The sequence below is a fragment of the Frigoriflavimonas asaccharolytica genome, from assembly GCF_013294015.1.
GTDB classification, from domain to species: domain Bacteria; phylum Bacteroidota; class Bacteroidia; order Flavobacteriales; family Weeksellaceae; genus Frigoriflavimonas; species Frigoriflavimonas asaccharolytica.
This window is the reverse complement of the sequence record NZ_JABSNO010000010.1, coordinates 38,179-61,502: the sequence shown is the minus strand read 5'-3', so window position 1 is coordinate 61,502 and position 23,324 is coordinate 38,179. Positions and strand designations below refer to the sequence as shown.

At 32.5% G+C, this 23,324-nt stretch carries 20 protein-coding genes and 1 tRNA gene; 12 read left to right on the top strand and 9 right to left on the bottom strand.

The features are described 5' to 3' along the window. Window positions 1-342 precede the first annotated feature (342 nt). Both HNQ03_RS08270 and HNQ03_RS08265 read right to left on the bottom strand, forming a co-directional pair. Window positions 343-427 (bottom strand) — tRNA-Leu (locus HNQ03_RS08270). 65 nt (window positions 428-492) lie between these two features. After that, entirely contained in the window at window positions 493-1,266 is a 774-nt protein-coding gene (locus HNQ03_RS08265) for an MBL fold metallo-hydrolase (RefSeq protein WP_173779198.1), read from the bottom strand. 48 nt (window positions 1,267-1,314) lie between these two features. Here HNQ03_RS08265 and HNQ03_RS08260 point away from each other — a divergent pair, with 48 nt between their 5' ends. After that, complete coding sequence (locus tag HNQ03_RS08260; protein WP_173779197.1) at window positions 1,315-2,751, top strand: TonB-dependent receptor; 1,437 nt, start codon at window positions 1,315-1,317, stop codon at window positions 2,749-2,751. 11 nt (window positions 2,752-2,762) lie between these two features. Then, window positions 2,763-3,212 (top strand): GAF domain-containing protein, encoded by a 450-nt coding sequence (locus HNQ03_RS08255; RefSeq protein ID WP_173779196.1) that lies wholly within the window; start codon window positions 2,763-2,765, stop codon window positions 3,210-3,212. A gap of 77 nt (window positions 3,213-3,289) precedes the next feature. Here the strand turns inward: HNQ03_RS08255 and HNQ03_RS08250 are convergent, their stop codons facing one another. Beyond that, window positions 3,290-4,009 (bottom strand): ABC transporter substrate-binding protein, encoded by a 720-nt coding sequence (locus HNQ03_RS08250; protein ID WP_173779195.1) that lies wholly within the window; start codon window positions 4,007-4,009, stop codon window positions 3,290-3,292. 103 nt (window positions 4,010-4,112) lie between these two features. Here HNQ03_RS08250 and HNQ03_RS08245 point away from each other — a divergent pair, with 103 nt between their 5' ends. Together HNQ03_RS08245 and HNQ03_RS08240 are read left to right on the top strand one after the other, a co-directional pair. Further along, entirely contained in the window at window positions 4,113-4,625 is a 513-nt protein-coding gene (locus tag HNQ03_RS08245; RefSeq protein WP_173779194.1) for an ankyrin repeat domain-containing protein, read from the top strand. Between the two features lie 3 nt (window positions 4,626-4,628). Then, window positions 4,629-5,375 (top strand): T9SS type A sorting domain-containing protein, encoded by a 747-nt coding sequence (locus tag HNQ03_RS08240; RefSeq protein WP_173779193.1) that lies wholly within the window; start codon window positions 4,629-4,631, stop codon window positions 5,373-5,375. Window positions 5,376-5,381: 6 nt separating this feature from the next. Here HNQ03_RS08240 and mgtE read toward each other — a convergent pair whose 3' ends face one another. Then, window positions 5,382-6,701, bottom strand: coding sequence for a magnesium transporter (gene mgtE, locus HNQ03_RS08235; protein WP_173779236.1), 1,320 nt, complete (start codon window positions 6,699-6,701; stop codon window positions 5,382-5,384). 76 nt (window positions 6,702-6,777) lie between these two features. After that, a complete protein-coding gene (locus HNQ03_RS08230; RefSeq protein WP_173779192.1) occupies window positions 6,778-7,326 on the bottom strand; it encodes a pyruvate decarboxylase in 549 nt (182 codons plus the stop codon). Between the two features lie 183 nt (window positions 7,327-7,509). Here HNQ03_RS08230 and rpsO point away from each other — a divergent pair, with 183 nt between their 5' ends. From rpsO to HNQ03_RS16220, 3 genes are all read left to right on the top strand, one after another. Further along, complete coding sequence (gene rpsO / locus HNQ03_RS08225; RefSeq protein ID WP_173779191.1) at window positions 7,510-7,779, top strand: 30S ribosomal protein S15; 270 nt, start codon at window positions 7,510-7,512, stop codon at window positions 7,777-7,779. A 457-nt stretch (window positions 7,780-8,236) separates the two neighbouring features. Beyond that, on the top strand, window positions 8,237-9,466 hold the full coding sequence (locus HNQ03_RS08220) for a cation:proton antiporter (RefSeq protein WP_317170360.1): 1,230 nt from the start codon (window positions 8,237-8,239) through the stop codon (window positions 9,464-9,466). 54 nt (window positions 9,467-9,520) lie between these two features. Next, window positions 9,521-9,811, top strand: a complete 291-nt coding sequence (locus HNQ03_RS16220; RefSeq protein ID WP_317170359.1) for a hypothetical protein — start codon at window positions 9,521-9,523, stop codon at window positions 9,809-9,811. 223 nt (window positions 9,812-10,034) lie between these two features. Here HNQ03_RS16220 and HNQ03_RS08215 read toward each other — a convergent pair whose 3' ends face one another. Continuing rightward, a complete protein-coding gene (locus HNQ03_RS08215) occupies window positions 10,035-10,778 on the bottom strand; it encodes a hypothetical protein (RefSeq protein ID WP_173779190.1) in 744 nt (247 codons plus the stop codon). A gap of 306 nt (window positions 10,779-11,084) precedes the next feature. Between HNQ03_RS08215 and HNQ03_RS08210 the strand changes: the two genes are divergently transcribed. Both HNQ03_RS08210 and HNQ03_RS08205 read left to right on the top strand, forming a co-directional pair. Further along, on the top strand, window positions 11,085-13,265 hold the full coding sequence (locus tag HNQ03_RS08210) for a polyribonucleotide nucleotidyltransferase (RefSeq protein WP_173779235.1): 2,181 nt from the start codon (window positions 11,085-11,087) through the stop codon (window positions 13,263-13,265). Window positions 13,266-13,770: 505 nt separating this feature from the next. Then, entirely contained in the window at window positions 13,771-15,129 is a 1,359-nt protein-coding gene (locus HNQ03_RS08205; protein ID WP_173779189.1) for an acyl-CoA dehydrogenase family protein, read from the top strand. A gap of 251 nt (window positions 15,130-15,380) precedes the next feature. Here the strand turns inward: HNQ03_RS08205 and HNQ03_RS08200 are convergent, their stop codons facing one another. After that, window positions 15,381-16,091, bottom strand: a complete 711-nt coding sequence (locus HNQ03_RS08200; protein WP_173779188.1) for a hypothetical protein — start codon at window positions 16,089-16,091, stop codon at window positions 15,381-15,383. Between the two features lie 88 nt (window positions 16,092-16,179). On the opposite strand from HNQ03_RS08200, the gene HNQ03_RS08195 reads away from it, so the two are divergent. Beyond that, window positions 16,180-16,398, top strand: coding sequence for a hypothetical protein (locus tag HNQ03_RS08195; protein ID WP_173779187.1), 219 nt, complete (start codon window positions 16,180-16,182; stop codon window positions 16,396-16,398). An 87-nt stretch (window positions 16,399-16,485) separates the two neighbouring features. Here HNQ03_RS08195 and HNQ03_RS08190 read toward each other — a convergent pair whose 3' ends face one another. After that, entirely contained in the window at window positions 16,486-18,594 is a 2,109-nt protein-coding gene (locus tag HNQ03_RS08190) for an ATP-binding protein (RefSeq protein ID WP_173779186.1), read from the bottom strand. A 56-nt stretch (window positions 18,595-18,650) separates the two neighbouring features. Continuing rightward, a complete protein-coding gene (locus HNQ03_RS08185) occupies window positions 18,651-18,878 on the bottom strand; it encodes a hypothetical protein (RefSeq protein ID WP_382405003.1) in 228 nt (75 codons plus the stop codon). Window positions 18,879-18,920: 42 nt separating this feature from the next. On the opposite strand from HNQ03_RS08185, the gene HNQ03_RS08180 reads away from it, so the two are divergent. Beyond that, window positions 18,921-22,988 (top strand): AAA domain-containing protein, encoded by a 4,068-nt coding sequence (locus HNQ03_RS08180; protein WP_317170358.1) that lies wholly within the window; start codon window positions 18,921-18,923, stop codon window positions 22,986-22,988. Further along, a complete protein-coding gene (locus HNQ03_RS08175; RefSeq protein ID WP_173779185.1) occupies window positions 22,985-23,317 on the top strand; it encodes a HopJ type III effector protein in 333 nt (110 codons plus the stop codon). Before HNQ03_RS08180 ends, HNQ03_RS08175 begins: the two co-directional genes overlap by 4 nt. Window positions 23,318-23,324: the final 7 nt, after the last annotated feature.

Sequence of the window (23,324 nt, the reverse complement as noted above, 5' to 3'; positions counted from 1 at the left end):
TACCAATTTGGTTTACCAAATATAGGAATTTTTATTTAAATTCAAAATTAATTTCCATTTTTGATTGTAAAAATTTACTTTATTTCAAAAATTATTCTGAAAGTAATAAAATCTACTTTTTGTAGAAAAAAATCACATAAGGAATGGATTAAGTTTTTACCTAAAATTTCTGGCTGATTATATTAATATTAGATCGTAACAAATAAATTTAAATAATATTAATTTAGCAATATGTTTCTTAAGGTAATGATTGTTAGAAATAAGAGTAGGGACAAATTGCGGACAGAATTTGCATATTGAACATAAAAAAAACCTCTGTTAATCAATGATTACAGAGGTTTTTGGTACCCGGTGCCGGAATCGAACCGGCACACCTTACAGTACTAGAGTTTGAGTCTAGCGCGTCTACCAATTCCGCCAACCGGGCTTGCTAAATTGGTTTGCAAATATAGAATTTTTTTTCCTCTTCGGAAAATTAAATTTGCATTTTTTTTAAAATTTTATTTCCAAGCCATCAAATGCTAAGTGAATATTTTTTGGCAGCAATTTTTCTTCAATTTCATGTAAGCCAAATTGATGACTGATGTGTGTAAGGTACAATGTCTTAGGTTTCAATTCCTCATTTATTTTGATGATGCCTTCCAGAATATAATGCGACGGATGAGGTTCCGTCTTTCGGATGCAATTCAAAATTAAAACGTCTAAATTCTTTAATTTCTCTTTTTCAAGAGCAGAAATGTAGCTCGCATCTGTAATGTAAGCCAGATTTTTAAACTTAAAGCCTAAAATTGGTAGCTTACCATGCATCACATTTATTGGAATAATTTCAGTTTCAAACAAAATAAAATTATCCACTATTTCATGTAGTGAAAAAGATGGTACGCCAGGATATTTTTCGTCTGCAAATGCATAAGAAAAACGAGATTTCACATCTTGCCCAACTCTTTGTAAACAAAATAAAGGCATTTCCTTTTTCCCATTTTTTATTTTGAAAATTAATGGGCGTAGATCGTCCAAACCAATCACATGATCATTGTGTTCGTGGGTAAGAAAAACTGCATCTACTTGCGTTTCATGGTTTTGCAACATTTGTTGGCGAAAATCTGGCCCGCAATCTATTAAAATTTTCTTCTCATTTTCTGTGGAAATCATCACAGATGCACGAAAACGAGAGTCCTTTTTATCTATAGAAAGACAAACTTTGCATTGGCAACCAATCACAGGAACACCTTGTGAAGTGCCAGTTCCTAAAAATTTCAACTTCATATCTTTTGAGGTTGGTATATATTTTGGTAAATTTACAAAAAATATAAGATGCCTTTAACAAAGCAAGAATTTACTCCCAAGCAAAAAGCATTAGCCATCAATTTGGATTCTACCATCTATGGTACTTTTGCAGAAATTGGAGCTGGACAAGAAACTGTTCGGCATTTTTTTAGAGCTGGTGGTGCTTCCCAAACTATTGCAAAAGCAATGTCTGCTTACGATAAAAATTTTTCAGACGCCATCTATGGTAAAGAAATATACAATAGATACGTAACGCAAAACCGACTGAGAAAAATGCTTCGCTACGAAGTTTCTTTGATAGAGGAAAGATTGGAACGAAAAAATTATCCTAAAACAAGATTTTTTTCTTACGCAAATACGGTAACTACTATCAATTTTGAAAAGACCTACAAAGGCCATGGTTGGGTGGGAATTAGATTTCAAGTTGATGAAAACGAAGAGTATAACGAAATTGTCATTCATGTAAAATTTCGAGAAAACAATGCTACTTTACAACAAGAAACAATCGGAAATTTAGGAGTTAACCTTATATATGGTGCTTTTAAATATAGTGATAACCCAAGAAGATTGATAGATTCTTTATATGATGATATAGATTTAGATAATCTAGAAATTGATATGATCGATTTCAATGGACCCGTTTTTAAATATGTAGACAATAGATTAATGAGTTTGCAGCTGGTGAAAAATGGGATGACTGAAGCCGTAATTTTCAACTCAGACGGTAGAAATAGATTGCCTGCAGATATGCTATATCGCAAAAATATTTTCGCTGTGCGTGGTAGTTTTCGACCAGTAACCAATGTGAATCTAGACATGTTTACCAATGGTTTAAAAATGTTTATGAAAGATGCAGAATGTAATGATGAAGAAACAGAAGTTCTTTTTGAAATTACAATTGCGAATTTACGCTCAGATGGTGATATAGACGAAAGAGATTTTCTAGATAGAGTAGATGTGCTTGCAAAATTAGGATATACAGTTATCATTTCAAATTTCTCCGAATATTATAGATTAATAGATTACTTTGCCAGCTATACCAGCAAAAAAATTGGAATAGGAATGGGAGTTAATAATCTTCTGATGGTCTTTGATGAAGATTATTATAAAAATCTTTCTGGTGGAATTTTGGAGGCTTTTGGTAAATTCTTCCGAAAAGATATGACGGTTTACTTATATCCTTATAAAGATGTAAAAACTGGAGAACTTCTGGATTCTAATAATTTGAAAGTAACAGATAATTTGAAAGAATTGTACAAATATTTTAAATTAAATGATAGAATTAAAGATATAATTGACCACAATCCCGCCTTTGCAGAAATTTATTCTAGAGAAATTTTGAGAAAAATTACAAATTGCGAATCTGGCTGGGAAAAAGATATTCCAAAATCTGTTTCGGAAATGATAAAAGAACGCGGAATGTTTGGTTATAAAGAAGAGGTAGAATTAAAACAATTTACTTAAAATTAAAAAAAATGTTGGCATTAAAAAAAAGATTATCTACCATTTTGGAAAGTCCAAAAATGGCCACAGAAGATAAATTAAAAAAGATTTGTGTACTTCTAGATCAAGAAGTTTCTTATTACAATTGGACGGGTTTTTATTTCAAAAATGGAGATAAAGACGAATTGAAATTAGGACCTTACGTTGGTGCAGAAACCGATCATATCATTATTCCTTTTGGGAAGGGAATTTGCGGCCAAGTTGCAGTGTCTGGCGAAACTTTTGAAGTTCCAGATGTGAAAGCGCAAGAAAATTATCTGAGCTGTTCTATAGATACTAAAGCGGAAATTGTAGTTCCTATTTTCAAAAATGGAGAAAATATTGGCCAGATTGATATTGATTCTCACACCATCGATCCTTTTACAGACGAAGACAAAGAGCTTCTCAATTGGCTTTGTGAAGAGATTGGAAAAATTTTGTAGAAAATGATCAGTATAATTTTACGATTTTTAATTTTTTTAAAAAAATGAAAGAGTAAAATTTTATTTTTTGATAATCATTAAAGGTTTTGTAATTTTTTGAAATAAGTTTCACATTGCAAAATCCGTGTTCCAAACCAAGAAAAAGCTTCTCCATCTACCAATATTATTTTGGTAGATGGTAGTTTGCTCTTAAATTCCTCAATGTGTTTTTCCGCAAAAGGAAAAGGTTCGGAAGATAGAAATAGAAACTCGGCTGTTGCAATTTCTTCAAGAGAAATTTCTGGATAGCGGGTTTTATGTTTCAAAATATTTTCGAAATTAATTTCTTCTAAAATATTATTAATAAAGGTATCTCCACCAATACTCATCATCGGATTTTGCCAAATTAAATAAGCTATTTTCTTCTTTTCTTGATTAATTAAGTTAGAAAAAATTGATTTTATTTCTTTGTTAAATTGCTCAGCAAGCGCTCTCTTTTTTAATACCATTCCCATTTCCCAAAGGAAATTTTCGTTGTCTTGGATGTTTTTTATATCCGTAACCCAAACTCTACAAGTTTTTGATAATTCTTGCACCTGCAATTTTTCGTTTTCCTCCTTATTAGCGATAATTAAATCTGGCTTTAAAGCTAATATTTTTTCAATATTAAGGTTTTTCGTTCCACCAATGATGGCTACATCTGATACCAATTTTTTCGGATGAATGCAAAATTTTGTTCTTCCTACAATTTCATGTTTAGATAATCCAAAATCGAACAAAGTTTCCGTGATTGATGGTACGAGCGATATAATTTTCATTTAAAAATAATTACCGCAATATAATATTTTGTTTTTTATTGTCTAAATTTATAGTTATTTAATTTTTCGTACTTTAACTTAATATATTAATCATCAATAATTTATGAAAATATTTTTAATCCTTCTGTTTTTCCCTCTCATTTTCTTTTCGCAAAATAAAGACGTATTTGATGTTGCCAGAAATGGTACTGTTGCAGAAATGCAAGCATTAATGGACATAAATAATGATACCATTAATACAAAAAACAACAACGGATTTTCTCCTTTGCTTCTTGCTTGCTATCGAGGAAATACAGATGTTGCAGAGTTTTTAATTGATCATGTAAAAAATATTGATGAAATGTCTCCAGAAGGTACTGCTTTAGTCGCGAGTATATTTAAAGGCGACCAAAAATTGTCTGAATTATTATTGAAAAAAGGAGCTAATCCAGATGTGCAAAATGGTGAAGGAATTACTGCTTTAATGTACGCTGTGCAAAATCAAAATGAAGATTTAGTTAAACTATTATTAAGATATAAAACAAATATTAAATTAAAAGACAAACAAGATAAAACTGCTTTTGAATACGCAGTTTTTTCTAAAAATAAAAATATTACTAATCTTTTAAAAAATTAAATTATGAAAAAACATCTATCTTTTGCTCTATTATTATTCGGTTTTTTGGTTTTTTCTCAGTCAACTTCAGGGAATTTAATTTCTTTGAATGGAGGTATGTCTGTAAAATTGGATACGAATGCTACTACCGCAACACTTACGCTTACCGGACCAAGTGATTCTTGGTTAGGGATTGGTTTTGGAGGCACAAGCATGAGTTCTGTTTCAGACATGTTTATATGGAATGCCACCACAAATAGGGATTATACACCATCTGGAGGTACTTCTGCACCTTCTGCAGATGCTGCACAAAGCTGGGTAGTGTCGTCTGACAATGTTTCTGGCACCACAAGAACTATTGTTGCAACTAGAGCATTGGTTTCTACGGGAAATTTCACTTTTATTAATGATACTTCACCAATTCAAATTATTGCAAATAGAGGCAATTCAAATATTAATATAGGCTATCATGGTTTTAATAACAACAGAACAATTACAAATATTACCAGAGGAGTTTTAGGAACTAATGAAATTATTTCCGATAATTTGCTGAGTGTAATTTATCCAAATCCCGCCAACGATTTTTTTGAAATTCAGAGTGTGGATAAAATAAATGCTGTGATTATTTTTGATGCTGCTGGTAAAAAGGTTAGAAATTTTAATTCCTCTTTAGAAAAATATGATATATCTAGCTTAAAAAGTGGTGTTTATTTTCTAGAAATTATCAATAATAAAGGTATTTCTCAATTTGAAAAACTAATTAAGAAATAATAAATTTTAAAGCATTTTGCCAGTAAGAAATATAGCTGCAATGGTAAAATAGAATATCAAACCTGTAACGTCTACCAAAGTTGCTACAAATGGAGCGGAAGATGTTGCAGGATCTAGATTAAATTTCTTTAAAATAAATGGAACCATTGAGCCAGAAAGTGTGCCCCAAAGTACAATCATTGCTAAAGAAAGTGCGACACTTACTCCCACAAAAAACCAATATTCGCCAAAATCGTATAATCCCCAAATTTGCCAAAGATAAATTCTGAAAAAACCGATTATTCCAAGTAAAGTACCTAAAAACAAACCAGTTATTAATTCTTTTTTCATCACGAGCCACCAATCTTTCACAGTGATTTCTTGTAAAGCCATCGCACGAATAATTAATGTAGCAGCTTGCGAACCAGAATTTCCGCCACTTGAAATAATTAAAGGAATAAATAATGACAGTACAACCGCACTCGCGATTTCTTTTTCATAAAATGTCATCACTGTTGCAGTTATTAGTTGCAATAGAAAAAGTACAATTAACCAGAAACCTCTTTTTTTGATCATTTCAAACCAGCCAGTTTGAATATAAGGTTCGTCCAAAGCATCTACACCTCCAAATTTTTGAATATCTTCGGTATTTTGCTCCTCAATTTGATCGAGTATATCATCAATTGTTACGATGCCTACCAAAACACCAGCTGCGGTTACAATGGGTAAAGCATTTCTATCGTATTTTTCAAAATAAAGAACAGCGTCTTCTCTGGAAGTTGTAGTTGTGATGGCAACAAATTGATCATCCGTTAACTCTGAAACAAACTGATCACCATCGGCCAACAAAATTTTGCGAATATCCAAATCATCAATCAAATGATTTTTTTCATCTACAACATATAGATAATTGAGCGTTTCTACCTTACTTCCAACTTTTTTTATTTGGGAAAAACATTGTGCAACCGTCCATTCTTTTCGTATTTGAATGTAGTAGGGCGTCATCAATCTTGCGATGGAATCTTCATGATAGCCCAAAAGAAGCAAAGCAATTCTTCGTTCCTTGGGATTCAAAAGATTGATGGAAGATTTAATCAATTCATCTGGAAAATCTTCCAAAAGTGCCGTTCTATCATCTGGCTGCATTGCATTTAAGATCTCTGCAACACCTTCATTACCAATGCTTCGAATCGTTTCTTCTTGAAAATCTGGATCAAGATGTCCAAAAACTTCAACTTTTAAATCTTTTGGAATTTTTAGAAAAGCCAAAATTCTTTCATTCGCAGGCAAATCGCAGAGGTTTTCTGCAATGTCGGCGGGATTTAAAAGAAGGTCTTCAGTTTCCATCATGAGTTATTTGAAGCGGCAAAATTAGTCTAATTTTTAAAATTATAGAGAAATCTAATATTAAAAAATATAAAAATTATTCATTTTTTATTTTTCGCCAATCTTTAAGAATCAATTTCACTGCACCTTTGGTTCCTATTTTCACAGAATTTTCTGCAGAGCCCAGTATTCTTGCTTTTTTTCTAAAAGTGTCGTAGGAATTTTCACTCAAAAATTCGCCCGCTTCATTATACAATTTCATGCTTACAACCACTTGACTAGAAAATACATATTTGCCCAAACCTATCTTAAAAAATTTTATTTTTGGCACCACAGCAAACTTTGCGTTGTTGTATTTGCAAGCATCTTTGATGTCTTTTATATCTATGCTATCAAATTTTATGGGCATTTCCATTTTTAGCATTTTAGCATTCACACCACCAAAATGATCTGAAACCGAAGTGAAGAAAGCATCGTTTGTAGCTTGTTTTATTTCTTCAACTGCTGGTTCTATTTCTGGATTGAAAAATATAATTGTGTTTTTTGTTTTTGAAGTATAACTTTGCGTTTCCAAATTTTGCGCATTGCAAGCATGGAAAGAAACAAATAACAACAAAAGAAAAATTGGCGAAAAAGTTTTATTCATAAATAATAGTTACAAAGATACAATCATTTTTATGCATTTAAAGTTGAATTGAAAGATAAAAAATACACGAAAAATTAATTTATTTAATAGACAACATATTTCGACCAGATAAAGTTTTGTTAATCTAAAAATTAATAGTACTTTTGCCGCTCGTTACATAATAATCATTAAAATAATATTGGAATGTATTTAACAACAGAAAAAAAAGCAGAAATCTTCGCAAAACATGGTGAAGTAGCAACAAACACAGGATCTGCAGAAGGGCAAATCGCACTTTTTACTTACAGAATCAACCATTTGACAACTCACTTGAAGAGAAATCATAAAGATTACGCAACAGAGCGTTCTTTGGTAAAGTTAGTAGGTAAAAGAAAAGCGCTATTAGATTATTTAACTAAAAAAGACGTCTTAAGATATCGTGCAATTATTGCCGAATTAGGATTGAGAAAATAATATTTTGCAATAGAAAGTTTAACCGTCTTAGCCTTGTGCTAAGACGGTTTTTTTTTATCATTTTATTTTGGTACTTTTTTTAAATTATTCTTTATCAAACAAAATTGGGTTTTCTTTCTTTGAATAAAGTTAATCTTAATTTTTTTTCTTGCGTTTCCGCTTTTCTTCATTAAAAAAATAGTTTTGTTTAAGACCGATTCATCGCAGAAGATGTTTTACGTTTATAATTCATTAAAAATAAGTAAGCAACAACTGTGATGCTTTTATTATAATTGAGAGAAGTGTTCGGATTAAATTTAAATATGTACTAGAATTTAAGGTTTTGGAAAGAATTTTTATACATAAATTGTGCTAAATTTAGCATAGCAATGGTATTGAAATAAATACATCATAATCACGATTGGTTTGGAAACAATTTTATTCAATAAATTTTCTCCCACCACAAAATAAATAGTCTATGCATACAATACTACCTTTTTTATTGGCAATGGTTGCCATTATCATCCTGCTAGAGATGCTTGCAACAAAATTAAAAGTTGCATATCCAATTCTTTTGGTAATTGCAGGCTTGCTCATAAGTTTTATTCCTGGTCTTCCTGTTTTAAGTGTAAATCCGGATCTTATATTTTTCATATTTCTACCGCCTTTACTTTTTGAAGCAGCTTGGTCTATTTCTTTTAAGGAGATGAAAAAGTGGTGGCGTATTATCGGTAGCTTTGCCTTTTTAGTAGTGTTTTTTACGGCTTTATCTGTTGCAATAGTTACCAATCATTTTATACCAGGATTCTCAATAGCTTTAGGATTTCTGCTTGGTGGTATAGTTTCTCCACCAGATGCGGTAAGTATGGGTGCGATATTAAAATTTGTAAAAATCCCAAAATCTACAACGGCAATTTTGCAGGGAGAAAGCTTGATGAACGATGCTTCATCATTAATAATTTTCCGCTTTGCTTTAGTTGCGGTTGGTACTGGGCAATTTGTTTGGCAAGATGCTTCTTTAAGTTTTGTTTGGATGCTATTAGGTGGTGCCGGAATTGGTTTAATTTTAGGGTGGATTCTTGTAAAAGCGCACAAAATGTTGCCAACAGATGCAACAGCAGATGTTGCATTAACGATTATTGCTCCTTATATTTTATACTGGGTTTCTGAGCAGGTAGAAAGTTCTGGTGTACTATCTGTAGTAGTTGGTGGTCTATATATGGCCACGAGAAGACATAAATTTCTCACGAGTGCTAGTAGAATTCGAGGACATAATGTTTGGGAGAGCTTTACTTTTATATTAAACGGTCTCGTTTTTTTAATAATAGGTCTAGAGCTTCCAGAGATTGTAGCTGGTTTAAATAGCAAAGGCATTCCTATCTCCACTGCAATTGGCTACAGTATATTAGTTACCATTGTTTTGATAGCAGCAAGAATGTTGAGTGCATATATAGCAATGCTTGCAACATATATATTCAGGCCTAAAGTAATTTCACGTACGATATCTAAAAAAAGCATCGTCTTTATGCCTATCGTTTTAGGCTGGACTGGTATGCGAGGAGTAGTGTCTTTGGCTGCTGCATTGGCTATTCCTATTAGCTATAATGGAGTAGAATTTCCCTTTAGAAATTTAATTTTATTTATCACGTTTGTAGTAATCTTGCTAACATTAATAGTACAAGGTCTTACTTTACCTTATTTAATTTAAAAAGCCAATCTTGAAGATTTTGAAGAAAACGATGATGAAGAAGTTAAAAGAGCATTGAAGCAAGGTTTGCGAGATCATGTAATCCAATTTGTAAAAAACAAATATGAAGATAATGCTTATATGGATGTTCGAACTCAAAAAATGATCAAGCATTGGACGACAAAATCTACCGAAAATAATGAAGAGTGGATGAATGAGAAAACGAAAGCAAACTTTTTAGAAATATTGGAGTTACAGCGTGATTATCTTTTAGAATTAAACAAAAAATCTGAAATTGATGAAGAATTAATTCGCACCCAGTTATATCAAATAGATTTAGAAGAGGAACGTTTAAAAATCATTTAATCATTGACGCGTTATAAAATTTTCTTAATCTTCTAATTGCGCAGCATAATTATGTGGGAAATTATTTGCGAAGTTTGTACTAAAATTACATTTGTTTACTGGCAGTATTTTCTGCAGTAGATTAAATTATAATTCACAAAAACCAATTTCCCTTAAAAATTAATGAACAACTTCGTATTTTTTGTTTAATTTATTTTTAAATCTATAAAAGCTTACTTACTTTTTAATTATTTACATTAAACCAAAATGCAGATGGTGATTTAGCATCAGTAGAACTTTGACCCTGCCCGTTTTGACGGTCATTTCCTCCACGTCCACCTCCAGATCTGCCACCACTTCCACCACCATTTCCTCTGCCACCGCCACTTCTACCTCCTCTGCTTTGAGCTTGACCTTCATCTCTCTCACCTCCTCTTACCATTCCATTAGCTACAACTCCGATGGACAATTTCGAAAAATCTGTATTGTCTTGTGATGAAATTTTATCTTTCGGAATAGTAACTGAAAATTCAAACAATTGATTAGAATCGTTGTAAATCAGGTCAATAAAAATATCAAAACCATTAAAGTCTTTATTAAAGGTCCGCTTTATGTCATGATAACCATATTCTGCTTCTGCAGGTAATTGCTCAATTATACTGTTCAAGTCGATATCGTTTGCTACATTTAAAATGTTGCCTTCTTGAAATTGTCTAATCGTATTATTATTTGGATATTTTATAGAGACATCCTTCTGTTTTTTTCCATCAAGATCATAATATATGGTAAGTCCATTTTTTAGGATAGACATTGCAGACATTTTATCTTTGGTACTTATATTTAGATGAACATAATTGTCCTCCTGCGAAATTTTATATAACAGAGAACCGTTGATTACCTGAGTAGTATCTACTGGAGAATTTCTTTTTATAGTTGCAGTAGAAAAAAGGCTTGAAAGTGTAAAGAGTATAAGTAATAAATGTTTCATCTTTTAGAATATTATTTTTTTGATTTGTCGTTTGATTATCTAAATTCAGAAAAGTTAAATCATTTAAATAAAATTATATTAAAATCTGATTTATTTATCTATTTCCAAATCTTAATATTTTGATTCGTGCATCAAGTTAAAAGTGAACTTTGTAGTCATTTTTTAAAATTTTGCAATGTAATCTTCGAAAAGTTTCACACTTCTCAAAATCCAATATCTAAATTTTCCGTATCTTCGCAGCCGTAAAAATAATTTTATAAAAATAACCGCAATCAATACGGATTGCACAGAAGAAACAAACAATTTATGAATGCTCCACAAGCAATTATTGAAAAATTTCAATTAAAAGATGGGCGTGAAATTACGCTCGAAACAGGAAAATTAGCAAAACAAGCAGATGGTTCTGTAGTAGTAACTTGCGGCGGTACAATGCTTTTAGCAACCGTTGTAGCAAGCAAAGAAGCCAGAGATGGTGTAGATTTTTTACCTTTAACAGTAGATTACAGAGAAAAATTCTACGCAGGCGGTAAAATTCCAGGAAACTTTTTTAGAAGAGAAGCAAGACCTTCAGATGAAGAAATCTTGACCATGAGATTGGTAGACCGCGTTTTGCGTCCACTTTTCCCTTCAGATTTTCATGCTGAAGTACAAGTGATGATTTCTCTTATTTCTTATGATAAAGAAGTGATGCCAGAAACTTTAGCAGGATTAGCAGCATCTGCTGCAATCGCTATTTCAGATATTCCTTTCAACGGACCAATGTCTGAAGTAAGAGTAGTAAGAATAGACGGTCAATTGTCTACAAACCCAAGCATGGAAAATGCTGCAAAAGCAGATTTAGACATGATGGTTGGTGGTACAAAAGATTCTATCGTAATGGTAGAAGGCGAAATGAAAGAAATTTCTGAAGCTGAAATGATCGAAGCGATTAAATATGCACATGAAGAAATTAAAGTTCAAGTAGAAGCGCAAGAGCGTTTAGCTGCAAGAGTAGAAACTTCAAAAATAAAAAGAGAATACTCTCACGAAAATCATGATGAAGAGATTCGCAAAAAAGTGTGGGCAGAAACTTATGATAAAGTATATGCTGTAGCCACTTCGCCTTCTGCAAAAGAAGAAAGAAGTGAAAACTTCAAAGCAGTATTAGTAGACTTTTTAGCACAATATTCTGAAGAAGAATTAGAAGCGGTAAAACCTTTCGCAAAAGTTTATTATCACGATGTTGAGAAAGAAGCAATGCGCCAAATGGTTCTTAATGAAGGTGTTCGTTTAGATGGTAGAAAATCTGATACTATTCGTCCAATTTGGTCAGAAGTAGATTATCTTCCAGGAGCTCACGGTTCTGCAGTTTTCACAAGAGGTGAAACTCAATCTCTTACAGCAGTAACTTTAGGTTCTGTGAAAGATGCGAATATGGTTGATACTGTTGCTATTAATTATGATCAAAAGTTCTTTCTACACTACAATTTCCCACCATTTTCTACAGGAGAAGCAAGACCTTTGAGAGGAACTTCTAGAAGAGAAGTTGGTCATGGAAATTTAGCGCAAAGAGCTTTGGCTAATATGATTCCAACAGAAAATCCTTACACAATTAGAATTGTTTCTGATATTTTAGAATCTAACGGTTCTTCTTCTATGGCAACTGTTTGTGCAGGAACTTTAGCGTTAATGGATGCAGGTGTTCAAATTACAAGACCAGTTTCTGGAATTGCAATGGGATTAATTACCGATCCAAAATCTGGAAAATTTACCGTACTTTCTGATATTTTAGGTGATGAAGATCACTTGGGAGATATGGATTTCAAAGTAACCGGAACTGAAAAAGGAATTACCGCTTGTCAAATGGATATCAAAGTAGATGGTTTGTCTATGGATATTATGGAAACAGCGCTTAATCAATCAAAAGAAGGTCGTTTGCATATTTTAGGTGAAATGATGAAAACATTAGATGCGCCAAGAAATGATGTGAAACCACACGCTCCGAAAATGGAAGTAATGGAAATCTCTAAAGATTTCATTGGTGCTATCATCGGACCTGGAGGAAAAATCATCCAGCAAATGCAGAAAGATTACGAAACCGTAATTGCTATTGAAGAAATTGGTAATATCGGTAGAATTGAGATTTCTGGTATCAGCAGAGCAAATATTGATGCTACAATTGCAACCATCAAAGAAATTTGTTTCGTACCAACTATTGGCGAAAGATACAACGGAAAAGTAGTGAAGGTAATGGACTTTGGTGCATTCATCGCGATTGCAAAAGGAGTAGAAGGTTTACTTCATATCTCTGAAATCGAATGGAAAAGACTAGACAAAGTTCCTTTCAACGAAGGCGATATGGTAGAAGTACAATTCATGGGTTACGATGATCGTAAGAAAATGAAATTGTCTCGTAAAGTACTTTTAGAAAGACCTGCACGTGAAGAAAGACCAGCTAGGGAAGATCGTCCACAAGGAGACAGACCAAATCCTAACAACCAAGGATAAAGATTTTATCTAAATAAAAAAAGAACTCCCGAAATTTTTTCGGGAGTTTTTTTTGATTTAAATTTTTTCAGTTAACTAAAAAGTCTCGAAAATTTTTCGGAGAAATTATTTCTATATCGGTATGATAGGTTTCCTTAAAATTGAGGTTTGCTTTTACATTTTTATTCTATTTAATTTTAAGCGCCGTTATTTTACCCGCATTTTCATTTAAGTAATGAATTTTTAGCTGAGAATTTGTGTGCCAATATTTATTTAATACCTAAGAATTATTTTTTTCAATTAAAGAATTCACCAAATATTGTCATTTACAGTGAATCGATTCACCAATGTTACTGTTAATTAAAAGCGTAGATCTTTTCTATTTATTTAAAAATGATTTTTCATAGTGAAACTTAACTTTTTATTGCTGAGCATTTACTCTTATTTTGAAGTGTGTTTCTGTCTAAACACTTTTCAATATGTTTTTTCAAAATATCTTCGTATCTTTTTACTCTAAAATATCCTTATGTCAAATATATTCTCCAAAGTTAGAAACGCTATAGAAATTTTTAAATCCATTGATTTGGACGAACTTTCCAAAATTTCTGGCAAAGTAGACCTTCCCAAAATGATGGAAGGATTTTCTAAAATGAACGATAAGCAAATCAAAATGCTAATGCGCGCCATAGATCCGGAAAAAAAGAAGAAAGAATTGCCGCCTGTAAATGGAGATTTCTATGGAGTATTTGATACTTTGACAGACGAGCAAAAGGAAATTCAACTAAAAGTGCGCAACTTTATGGAAACCGAAGTGAAACCTTTGGTGAACAATCATTGGTTGCATGATAGTTTTCCGTTTGAAATTATTGAGAAATTTAAACAATTAAATGTTTGCGGTGTAACCTATGAAGGCTACGGTTGCCCGAATTTGCCCTTCTTGATGGAGGGAGTTTTGGCCATGGAAATGGCTAGAGTAGATGCCTCTATCGCAACATTTTTTGGGGTACAATCTGGCTTGACGATGGGCTCCATCTACCTTTGTGGCAGCGAAGCGCAAAAGGAAAAATGGCTGCCACAGCTGCAAAAATTTGAGAAAATTGGAGCATTTGGATTAACGGAACCCGAAGTAGGATCTGGTGCTGCAGGAGGATTGACCACCACTTGCAAAAAAACCGAGGGAGGTTGGATTCTTAATGGACAGAAAAAATGGATCGGGAATGCCACTTTTGCAGATGTGATCATCATTTGGGCGAGAAGTCTGGACGATGGCGAGGTGAAAGGTTTTATCTTAGAAAAAGACAATCCAGGCTTTGAAGTTGAGAAAATAAAAGGCAAAATGGCCTTGAGAATTGTGCAAAATGGTTTAATCACACTGACTGATTGCTTTATCTCTGATGAAAATAAAATGGAACACGCCAACTCCTTCAAAGATACGGGAAATGTGCTGCGCATGACGAGAGCCGGTGTCGCTTGGATGGCGACTGGTTGCGCACGTGGAGCCTACGAAAGTGCTTTGGCATACACGAAAACCCGCGAACAATTCGGGAAACCAATTGCGTCTTTCCAGATGATACAAGGGCATTTGGTGGAGATGCTCTCTAACCTAACTGCCATGCAAACCATGGTTTTCCGCTTGTCTGAAATGCAAGATGCGGGCATGCTAAAAGATGAACACGCCTCTCTTGCCAAAGTTTTTTGCACTTTAAGAACGCGAGACATCGTATCTAGAGCGCGAGAAGTTTTGGGTGGCAATGGTATTTTACTAGAATACGACGTTGCCAGATTCGTGGCAGATGCCGAAGCCATTTATTCTTACGAAGGCACGAAGGAGATTAATTCTTTGATTGTGGGGCGGAGTATAACCGGGTTTTCTGCGTTTGTTTAGAAATACAAAACCACTCAATTTTTTGAGTGGTTTTTTTAATTTAATCTTAGAGCCTTTTTAAATTTAAAAAATAAAATTTGAACCACAAAAGTAACAAAAGAATGAGTTTAAAGAATTCTTTTAAAGTGAAAATAAGGTGTAATTCTCTTATTTTCACTTTAAAACTTATTTATTTTCTTTAAACTTTTGTTTCTTTTGTGGTTTTATTACAATTTTAAACAGGCTCTTAAAATTGAAAAATCTATCCTTTTTTATAGTAGATTATCTTTCCTTTTTACTACAATGCCCATTTTTTCTAAAGTTTGATCATCTGGGAAAAGCACTTTAGCAAAAGCAATAAGCTCTGTGTATTTTGGGTACAGCATATCAATTGCCGCATCACGTGTTTCCGTGGCTTTTTGCGCTTCGCCGAGTTCCTTTTTTTGAGATTCCTTTAGAGCAGAAACTTCTTGAAGGGCAGTTTGCATGGCAGTAATATCTGTATCTTTTATATTTACCGCTTCTGCTTTTGTTTTAAAATCTGCGTTGGCAAGCAATTGCGCATAAAAATTACTTACCTGTTGATACCAGGCAGCGAATGCCTGCTTGCGGCCAGCATCAATTCCGAGAGTAGTATTCGCTTGTCGATCGTCTTTGAAGACGATCTTTGCAAGATTGCGATGGCGTGTATACAGGTTGTCGATTTCTGCCCTTTTTGCATTAAATTTATCCGTTTCTGCATATTGCTCCCCATATTCCTTGATCTGTTGTTGGCTAAGTTGCTCTAGATTGGTAATTTCCGTAAGATAATCATCTAAATTTTTTTGGTCTATACCTACCGTTTCTAATTCTGGTAAGATTTCAGGTTCTTTTGCGTTGGTGAACGCAATTTTCATTTTCGTTATCAATTGTTCTGCAGAAATGTATTGATTTCTCACAATACTCTTTCCACTGTTGGGATTTTGGTTTTCAGGATTTTCCATTGTTTGTTGTATTTAGGTGTAAATGTATTAAATAATAACATAAATACACAAACAATTATTTGCAGAAATGAATACGCAATGTAGATTTATGAATTCTCATACTTGCGGAGCCATTTCTTTAGGTTGTGCAAGCATTTCTGTATGTTGCGCAGACATTTCTACCAGTTGCGGAGCCATTTCCATCACTTGTGGAGACATTTCTAACAGTTGCGGAAACGTTTCTGCATATTGCGGATATTATGCAATAAAAAACTCCAAAGTTGGGAGACTTTGGAGAGTAGGTTTTTTTTCTTTGACACGAGCGTGACGCTCGCGCCAGCTGGGCCAAAGTGGTTTTAATACAAACCTATCTAAATTTTCACTTCCATAAAAAAAATTCTTCAATTTTCATAAACTATATTTTTAATCCTAATTTTTCAATGAATATTTTATTCCTCAATTCAGCCCTGGCTAGTAATGATGAATATTTTAAAACCTCTGTGTAAATTGAACCATTTTCATTTCCATCAAAACCAATTACTTTTTGAGAAGGGCTGTATAAGTAATCAAAGTTTTGAGAATGTTCAAACGTAGAAACATTTCCTTGCACATCTCTTTGTTCAATTCCCTCTCCAATTAAATAGCCGTAAAACATTTTTATCTCAAATTCTTTTGCTGTGTAATTCCTTATTAAAGAAGCATACTTATTTATCTGAGTTAGATGGTCAGAAGCATTAACTTTTGGCGCCTTAAATTCTATTATGATACATTTTCCTTCCTCTGGAAATAGAAGAACATCAGGTCGTTGATCTAAACGATTTTTTCCAAGAGAATTCAAATATTTTTCCTCTTCTTCTTTAAATTCAGTTCGAAAAACTTTTTTATTGTTCAATTCTAAATTCCTTAAAAGAAATTCTGAGTTACCTTTAAAATAAATAAATTCTTCGTTCAAAATCCATAAATCACTTCCGTAACTATTTGTTGATTTTTGTGTAAATAGAAGGTTGTGAATTAGTGCTTCATCTTTTTCTCGTGATCCATCATTTTGAATCTTAAGTTTTTTATCGATTATTTTAGAAAATAATTCAAGAACTAGTTTTCTTCTTGCAACGTAATGGCTTAAAGTTCTCTTATTTTGCTCAGGTAGAATTTTAACTAATTTATTTATTTCTTTTTCTAATTCATCCTCATAATCCTTAGATGTTGTATCTAAATGCTCTAATCTATCAATTGACTCTTTTATCGATGCATCAATTCTTGCTTCTTTATTAGCTTGTGCTACATAAAATTTTTCCAGTATTTTTTTGTCGTCGTCATTGAAAGATATATCAACATTTTCATCCTCTTCAATAAGGAACATTTCTTTTAAAAGTTCCAACTCTTTTTCATGTTTTACGATAATTTGCTCAATTTCTGGATATAAAATTTTCAACTTAGCGTTAGCATTTATTTCAATATCCTCTAGAAAAATGATTTCTGTACTAAAAGCATTAAACACTTTATTAGAATTTTTCGAAGGGATATCTAATTCGCCTCGTATATCAGTGTCTTTTTCATCAATATAATTTCCCGAAATAAGTACGAGATATTTGTTTCCATTAATATTGTCATTTTTTGAGATGCCTGTCAAATTGATTTTAGTGTCCTCTACAACTTCTCCTTTAGATATTAATTTTAAGTCATTAACGTCTAATAATTTCTTTTGAACTTTGAAAGTAGTTATAAGGAAGGATTCTGTTTTGTCCGATTTTTCAATTGTTCTGGCATCATCACTTGCTTTACTGTAGTTTACTACAAAATTTTGCTTTTTATCATATTTTGGAATATCATATTTAGTAATTGTAGAAGTAGATTTTATAACATTATCAATGTAAAAATGAATAGTAATTTCGGGTATTTCATTTGAATTAAAACAGAAATAGTGTAGGTATCTTTTTATTAATTCTTCCTTCAAAGAATCATCATTTAAAGAATTATATTTTTGGCTTTGTTCTAAGAGACTTGTAAAAGTAACTCTTGTATAAGTTTCCTTTTTATTTGTAATACGAGAAAAATTTTGTTTAACTATTGCATTATTATTAAGAAATGACTTACTTTTTGAAACCAAAAACTCTCTTTCAAAATATTCATCACCTTGCCTAAATACACTTTCAACTATTGTTCTTTCAAAAAAATGCACAAACTGAATTCGACCAGACCCAAGGTTTTTAAACCCCTTTGAATTATCTTTAAATGTATTAAATCTTTTAAATTCCAAATCATTGAAACCTATCCCATTATCAAAGATTTCAAGTGCTCGGAATTCAGAATTACTGTCAGTTAATTCATCAGCAAATATTGTTAAGACAATCTTACCATTTCCAAATTTATTATCATTTTTCTTCTTAGTCTTCAAAGATTCCAAAGCATTAGTAAAAGCTTCAAATATGGGTGATAAACTAGTAGGAGATTTTTTAATATCGTGCAAAATCCCTGAAAAAGATAAATCTTTTGCTGTTATAAAGGTTGGTACATTCTTAGTCATTTCCAAAATATTTCTGTAATTTCAAATATACGCAAAGTGTTTAAATATTATCAAATCTATTTCTTCACAAAAAATTTTTTCTTCTTCTTGTTTTTCCAAGGCTCATTTTTCTGCACATCGCCTGCCATAATGCAACCGTAAGGCATAACTTCATCTATTACTTCGCATAAGCCAAATTCTTCTATTTGGGCGCGTACGTTTTTGGCACTTTTGTAGGCAGATGCAAATTCAGAAATATAAAATAATCTGCTTTGCAAATACTGGGTTCTCTTGTTAAAATACATTTTTATTTATCTGCTTTTAGTTAATGGAATTTTAAATTCTACATGATAATATTTTGCTTAACGCAGAATACCTTATTTTTTATTTATAAATTTACTGCAAGTCCTACACAAATGCACAAGCTCACTCCAGAAATTTTCTCTGCTTTTCAGAATAAACTAAAAACCGGTAACCGAAGAGGTGTTCATCTGAATGCAATTCCGGGCAATTCTCGGTATAAACTAGATTTGGCGCAATTGGCGGCTATACATCAAAGTTTGCCCGAGTATTTTATCGTGGATCTTTTGACAACGAAAAATGTTTCTTTTAAATTTTCTGTGCATGATCAATTTATTGAAGAAATTCCTGAAAAGAAACGGGATTATTTCAACGAAAATGAGGAAGATGAGGAAGATGCAAAGCTTGGCATGGTGCAAAAAAATGCAACCAACGAAAAGGAAGATCAATCTAAAGAAAAACTGAAGCGGAATTTAGAGAATCTTATTTTTCAAAATGAAGTGATATTTTCTGAAAAAGGGGTCAATTCTCTGGGTTTTGGTTTTCCACTTTTGGTGAGGAAAGATCTTTCTGATGGCCAGATTACCGTCGCGCCATTGCTGATTTGGTCTGTTGCAATAAAGGCGACCAATGAAATGAATACTTGGGAAATCTGCCGAACGGAAGAAGATCCTATTTATATAAACGATGTGCTCATCAATCATTTACAAGGCGATTCTGGAATTACATTGGAGCAAATACCAGAGCAAATGCTCGCAGATGGAAAGATAGACAAACCTGAACTTTTTGATATTTGCGATTCTATTTTGCGCCAACTAAAAGTGACGCAAAATCTGGATTTTATTTTAAATAATTACGAGCGAATTCCTAAAATACAAAGCAAAATTGAGTACGATGCATTGTTGCCAAAGAAAGGCGATGCTACTATCACAAAATCGGGAATATTTTCCATTTTTGAAGTTCAGAAACAAAATATAATTAATGATTATGAAGCTTTAAAAAGCAATTTTAAAGCTTTAGAAATTGCCGCGAAGTTGCCGTTTCAATCCATTACTTCGGTGGAAACGGATCCTTCTCAGCAGAATATTTTGGAGTCTTTGAAATCTCAAAATAGAATTTTGATTCAAGGGCCACCTGGAACGGGGAAAAGTCAGACTTTAACGGCGGTTTTGGTTAATGCTTTAGAAAATAAGCAAAAGACAATTGTGGTTTGCGAGAAACAAACTGCTTTGGAAGTGCTTTATATTGCGCTGCAAAAATTAGGTTATGAGCGCTATTGTACGATGGTGAAAGATAGTGCAACGGATCGAAAATTGGTGGTGAATGCTGTGCGAAATACGATTGATTCGGCAGATTTTAAAAAAGCGATTGCAATCAATTCTTTGGAAACTCTAAATAATCATATTTTGGAGATTTCTAAACACCAAGAAAGTATCAATACCGTTCATCAATTGCTAAATACAGATATAATTCCAGATAAAAATAGAACCGAAATAGTTGGGCATATTTTGAATTACGAAGCAGAAAAAGAAGTGCTTGGTTTAGAAAGCTTCAACTTTACTTTTTCTGCGGATGAGTTTAAAGAAATAGAGCATCTAATTCAAGTTGGAGCGCCGATTTATAAAGAATATCAACCTTATATTTCTAAAAGTTTCATTAATAATGGTCTTTTTATAAAAGAAAATTACCATCAAAGTTTGCAAAGATTAGATACTTCCTTTGAAAATTATAGAAGGATTTGGAACGAAATTCAAAGGCTGATTGTAGAATATAAGCCCGTTTTTATAGAAAATAGAAGAAACGAATTTGGACAAAATTTGCAAAATGTAGAACTTTTAATAAATGAAACTGAGGTTTTAACGTCTACTTTAATTCATAATTCTGAGGAATATCTGCCTGAAGTAACCAATCAATTTTTTTATAAAATAGCCGCCTTTTTCTCGGGTGCAAAAAAGAAATCAATCCAGAAGCAGAAGCGGTTGGTAGAAATTTCTTCTGCGGTGAAGGAAATAAGTTTGAAGCCATTATTGCCAAATATTGCGATTTCTGATAATTTGTTTAATAATAAAAATGAAATTTTAAAATACCGTTCTGAAGTAGAGCTCGCTAAAAACCAATTTTTTACAACGATTGAGGAAAATTATAATTCAATAGATTTTCTAAACACCTTCGATAAAAACAATTCTGATAAAGATTTTACTGAGATTTCAAATAAAATTCAACAATTGAGAAATCTGATCAATAAAGAAAACTGGCTGAAAGAAAACAAGTTTGGTAGTACGTATTCTGAAATAAAAATTCAAATAGAAACAGTTTTAGAAAATTTTAAAAACTTACGAAATAATCCAGAAAACCCCTTATTGTTAGAATACAATTGGTTTAGTTATTACCAAAATCTATCCCGTTTTCAGCAGAATTTACTTGAAAAATTATATCCTTTAAACAATTGGGAAGCTTCTTTTTTGGGCAATTATTTTCCGCTTCTGCTTAATAAATGGAGCTCTGAAAACCTTAATTTTAACGAAAATGAATATGCTGATATCATTAAAAAATTAAAGTTTTATGGCATCACACAAAAAAGTTTTATAGCGCAATATTGGAATTTGGAGCAACAAAATGCCGTTAAAAATTTCGAGAAATTAAATAAAGAGGTTACGGTTGCCAATCTTTACAACAAACGCAGCAGTACCAACCATTCCCGATTAACATTAAGGCAAATTGCGCAGAAAGACAGCGATCTTTTCACCACCTTTTTTCCTATAATTTTAACGACGCCAGATGTTTGCAGTAACCTTTTTCAAGATAAAAATTTCTACTTTGATAATGTCGTTTTTGATGAAGCCAGCCAGTTAAAATTAGAAGATAATCTGCCCGCAGTTTTGAAAGGTAAAACAGTAATTATTGCAGGAGATGAACACCAAATGCCACCTTCTAATTATTTCTCTAAAGTCTTTGAAGGCAGCATAGAAGATGAAGATGATTTGGAAGCAGAAAATGAAGTGATTACCTACAAAAATGCGATGCTTAATATCGAATCATTGCTGGATTTTGCGATGGAAAACAATTTTGAAAAGAACCATTTGGATTTTCATTACCGATCTAAACATCCTTATTTAATAGACTTTTCTAACCACGCTTTCTACAATGCGAGATTGAAACCATTGCCAACGCAATCTACTATGAAGCCAATTGAATTTTTTCAAGTAAATGGCATTTTTGAAGACCACATCAATGAATTGGAAACTCAAAAAGTGATAGAAATTCTGAAAAGTATTCATCCTAAAAAAGATGGAACTTATCCATCTGTGGGAATTGCTACTTTTAATATTACCCAAAGAAATTACATTAAAAGACAAATTTTGCATCAAGCGGCTTTGCCAGAAAATGAAGCGTTTAGAGAGAAAATACAAGGATTAGAAGCAGCGGGATTATTCATTAAAAATCTTGAAAATATACAAGGTGACGAGCGAGATATCATCATTATTTCTACCACGTATGGTAAAAAACGAAGCGGCAAATTTGTGCAAAGTTTTGGACCCGTAAATCATACGAAAGGTTATAAATTATTGAATGTAATTATCACAAGAGCGAAGGAGAAAATCTATATCTGCAATTCTATACCAGAAGATTTTTTCATGAATTATAAAACTGCACTAGAGGAAGAAGGCGCGAATAATAGGAAGGCGGTTTTTTACGCGTATTTGGCTTATTGTAAAGCTGTGAGCGATGAAAACGAGATTCAAAGAAAAGAAATTTTAACTATTTTAGATGTTTTCGGTTTTACAGAATCAGCTAAAAGTGAATATGAATCTACATTGTTTGTAGACCAAATTTATTTTGTTTTAAAAGAAAGATTTCCTAACCTGAAAATTCTTAAAAACCATCAGTTTGGAGGCTATTTATTAGATTTATTGATAGAAAAGCCAGACGGAAAATCTGTCGTTGTAGAATGCATGAGCAAGGATCAATATTCTGGAAATTTGGCTTACTTAGAAGATTTACACAAAGGCAAAATTTTAGAGAATTCTGGTTTTGGATATGTTAGAATTTGGAGCCAGAATTGCTGGCAAAATTTAGATGCTGAATTACAAAAAATAATAAGAAAAATAGAATGATAATAGAACAATTAAAGAGCAAACCGGAAAGTATTGATTTTAGTTATGTAATCGCATATATCGATGAACACTATAATTTCGCACCAACGAAATTCACTAATGGAAATTTAACAAATGAGGAAAATCAGAATAACGGTTCTTGCAAAATATTTAGTTTTGCGAAATTACAAAACCTTTCAAAAGAGGAAACTTTAGCACTTTTTGGTGCATTTTACCGCGAAGATGTATTGAAAAATCTGGAAGGAAATGATCATCAAAATATTCGGAATTTTATGGAATTTGGTTGGGAAGGAATTTCTTTTGAAGGGGAAGCTTTGCAGAGGAAATGATTTTATA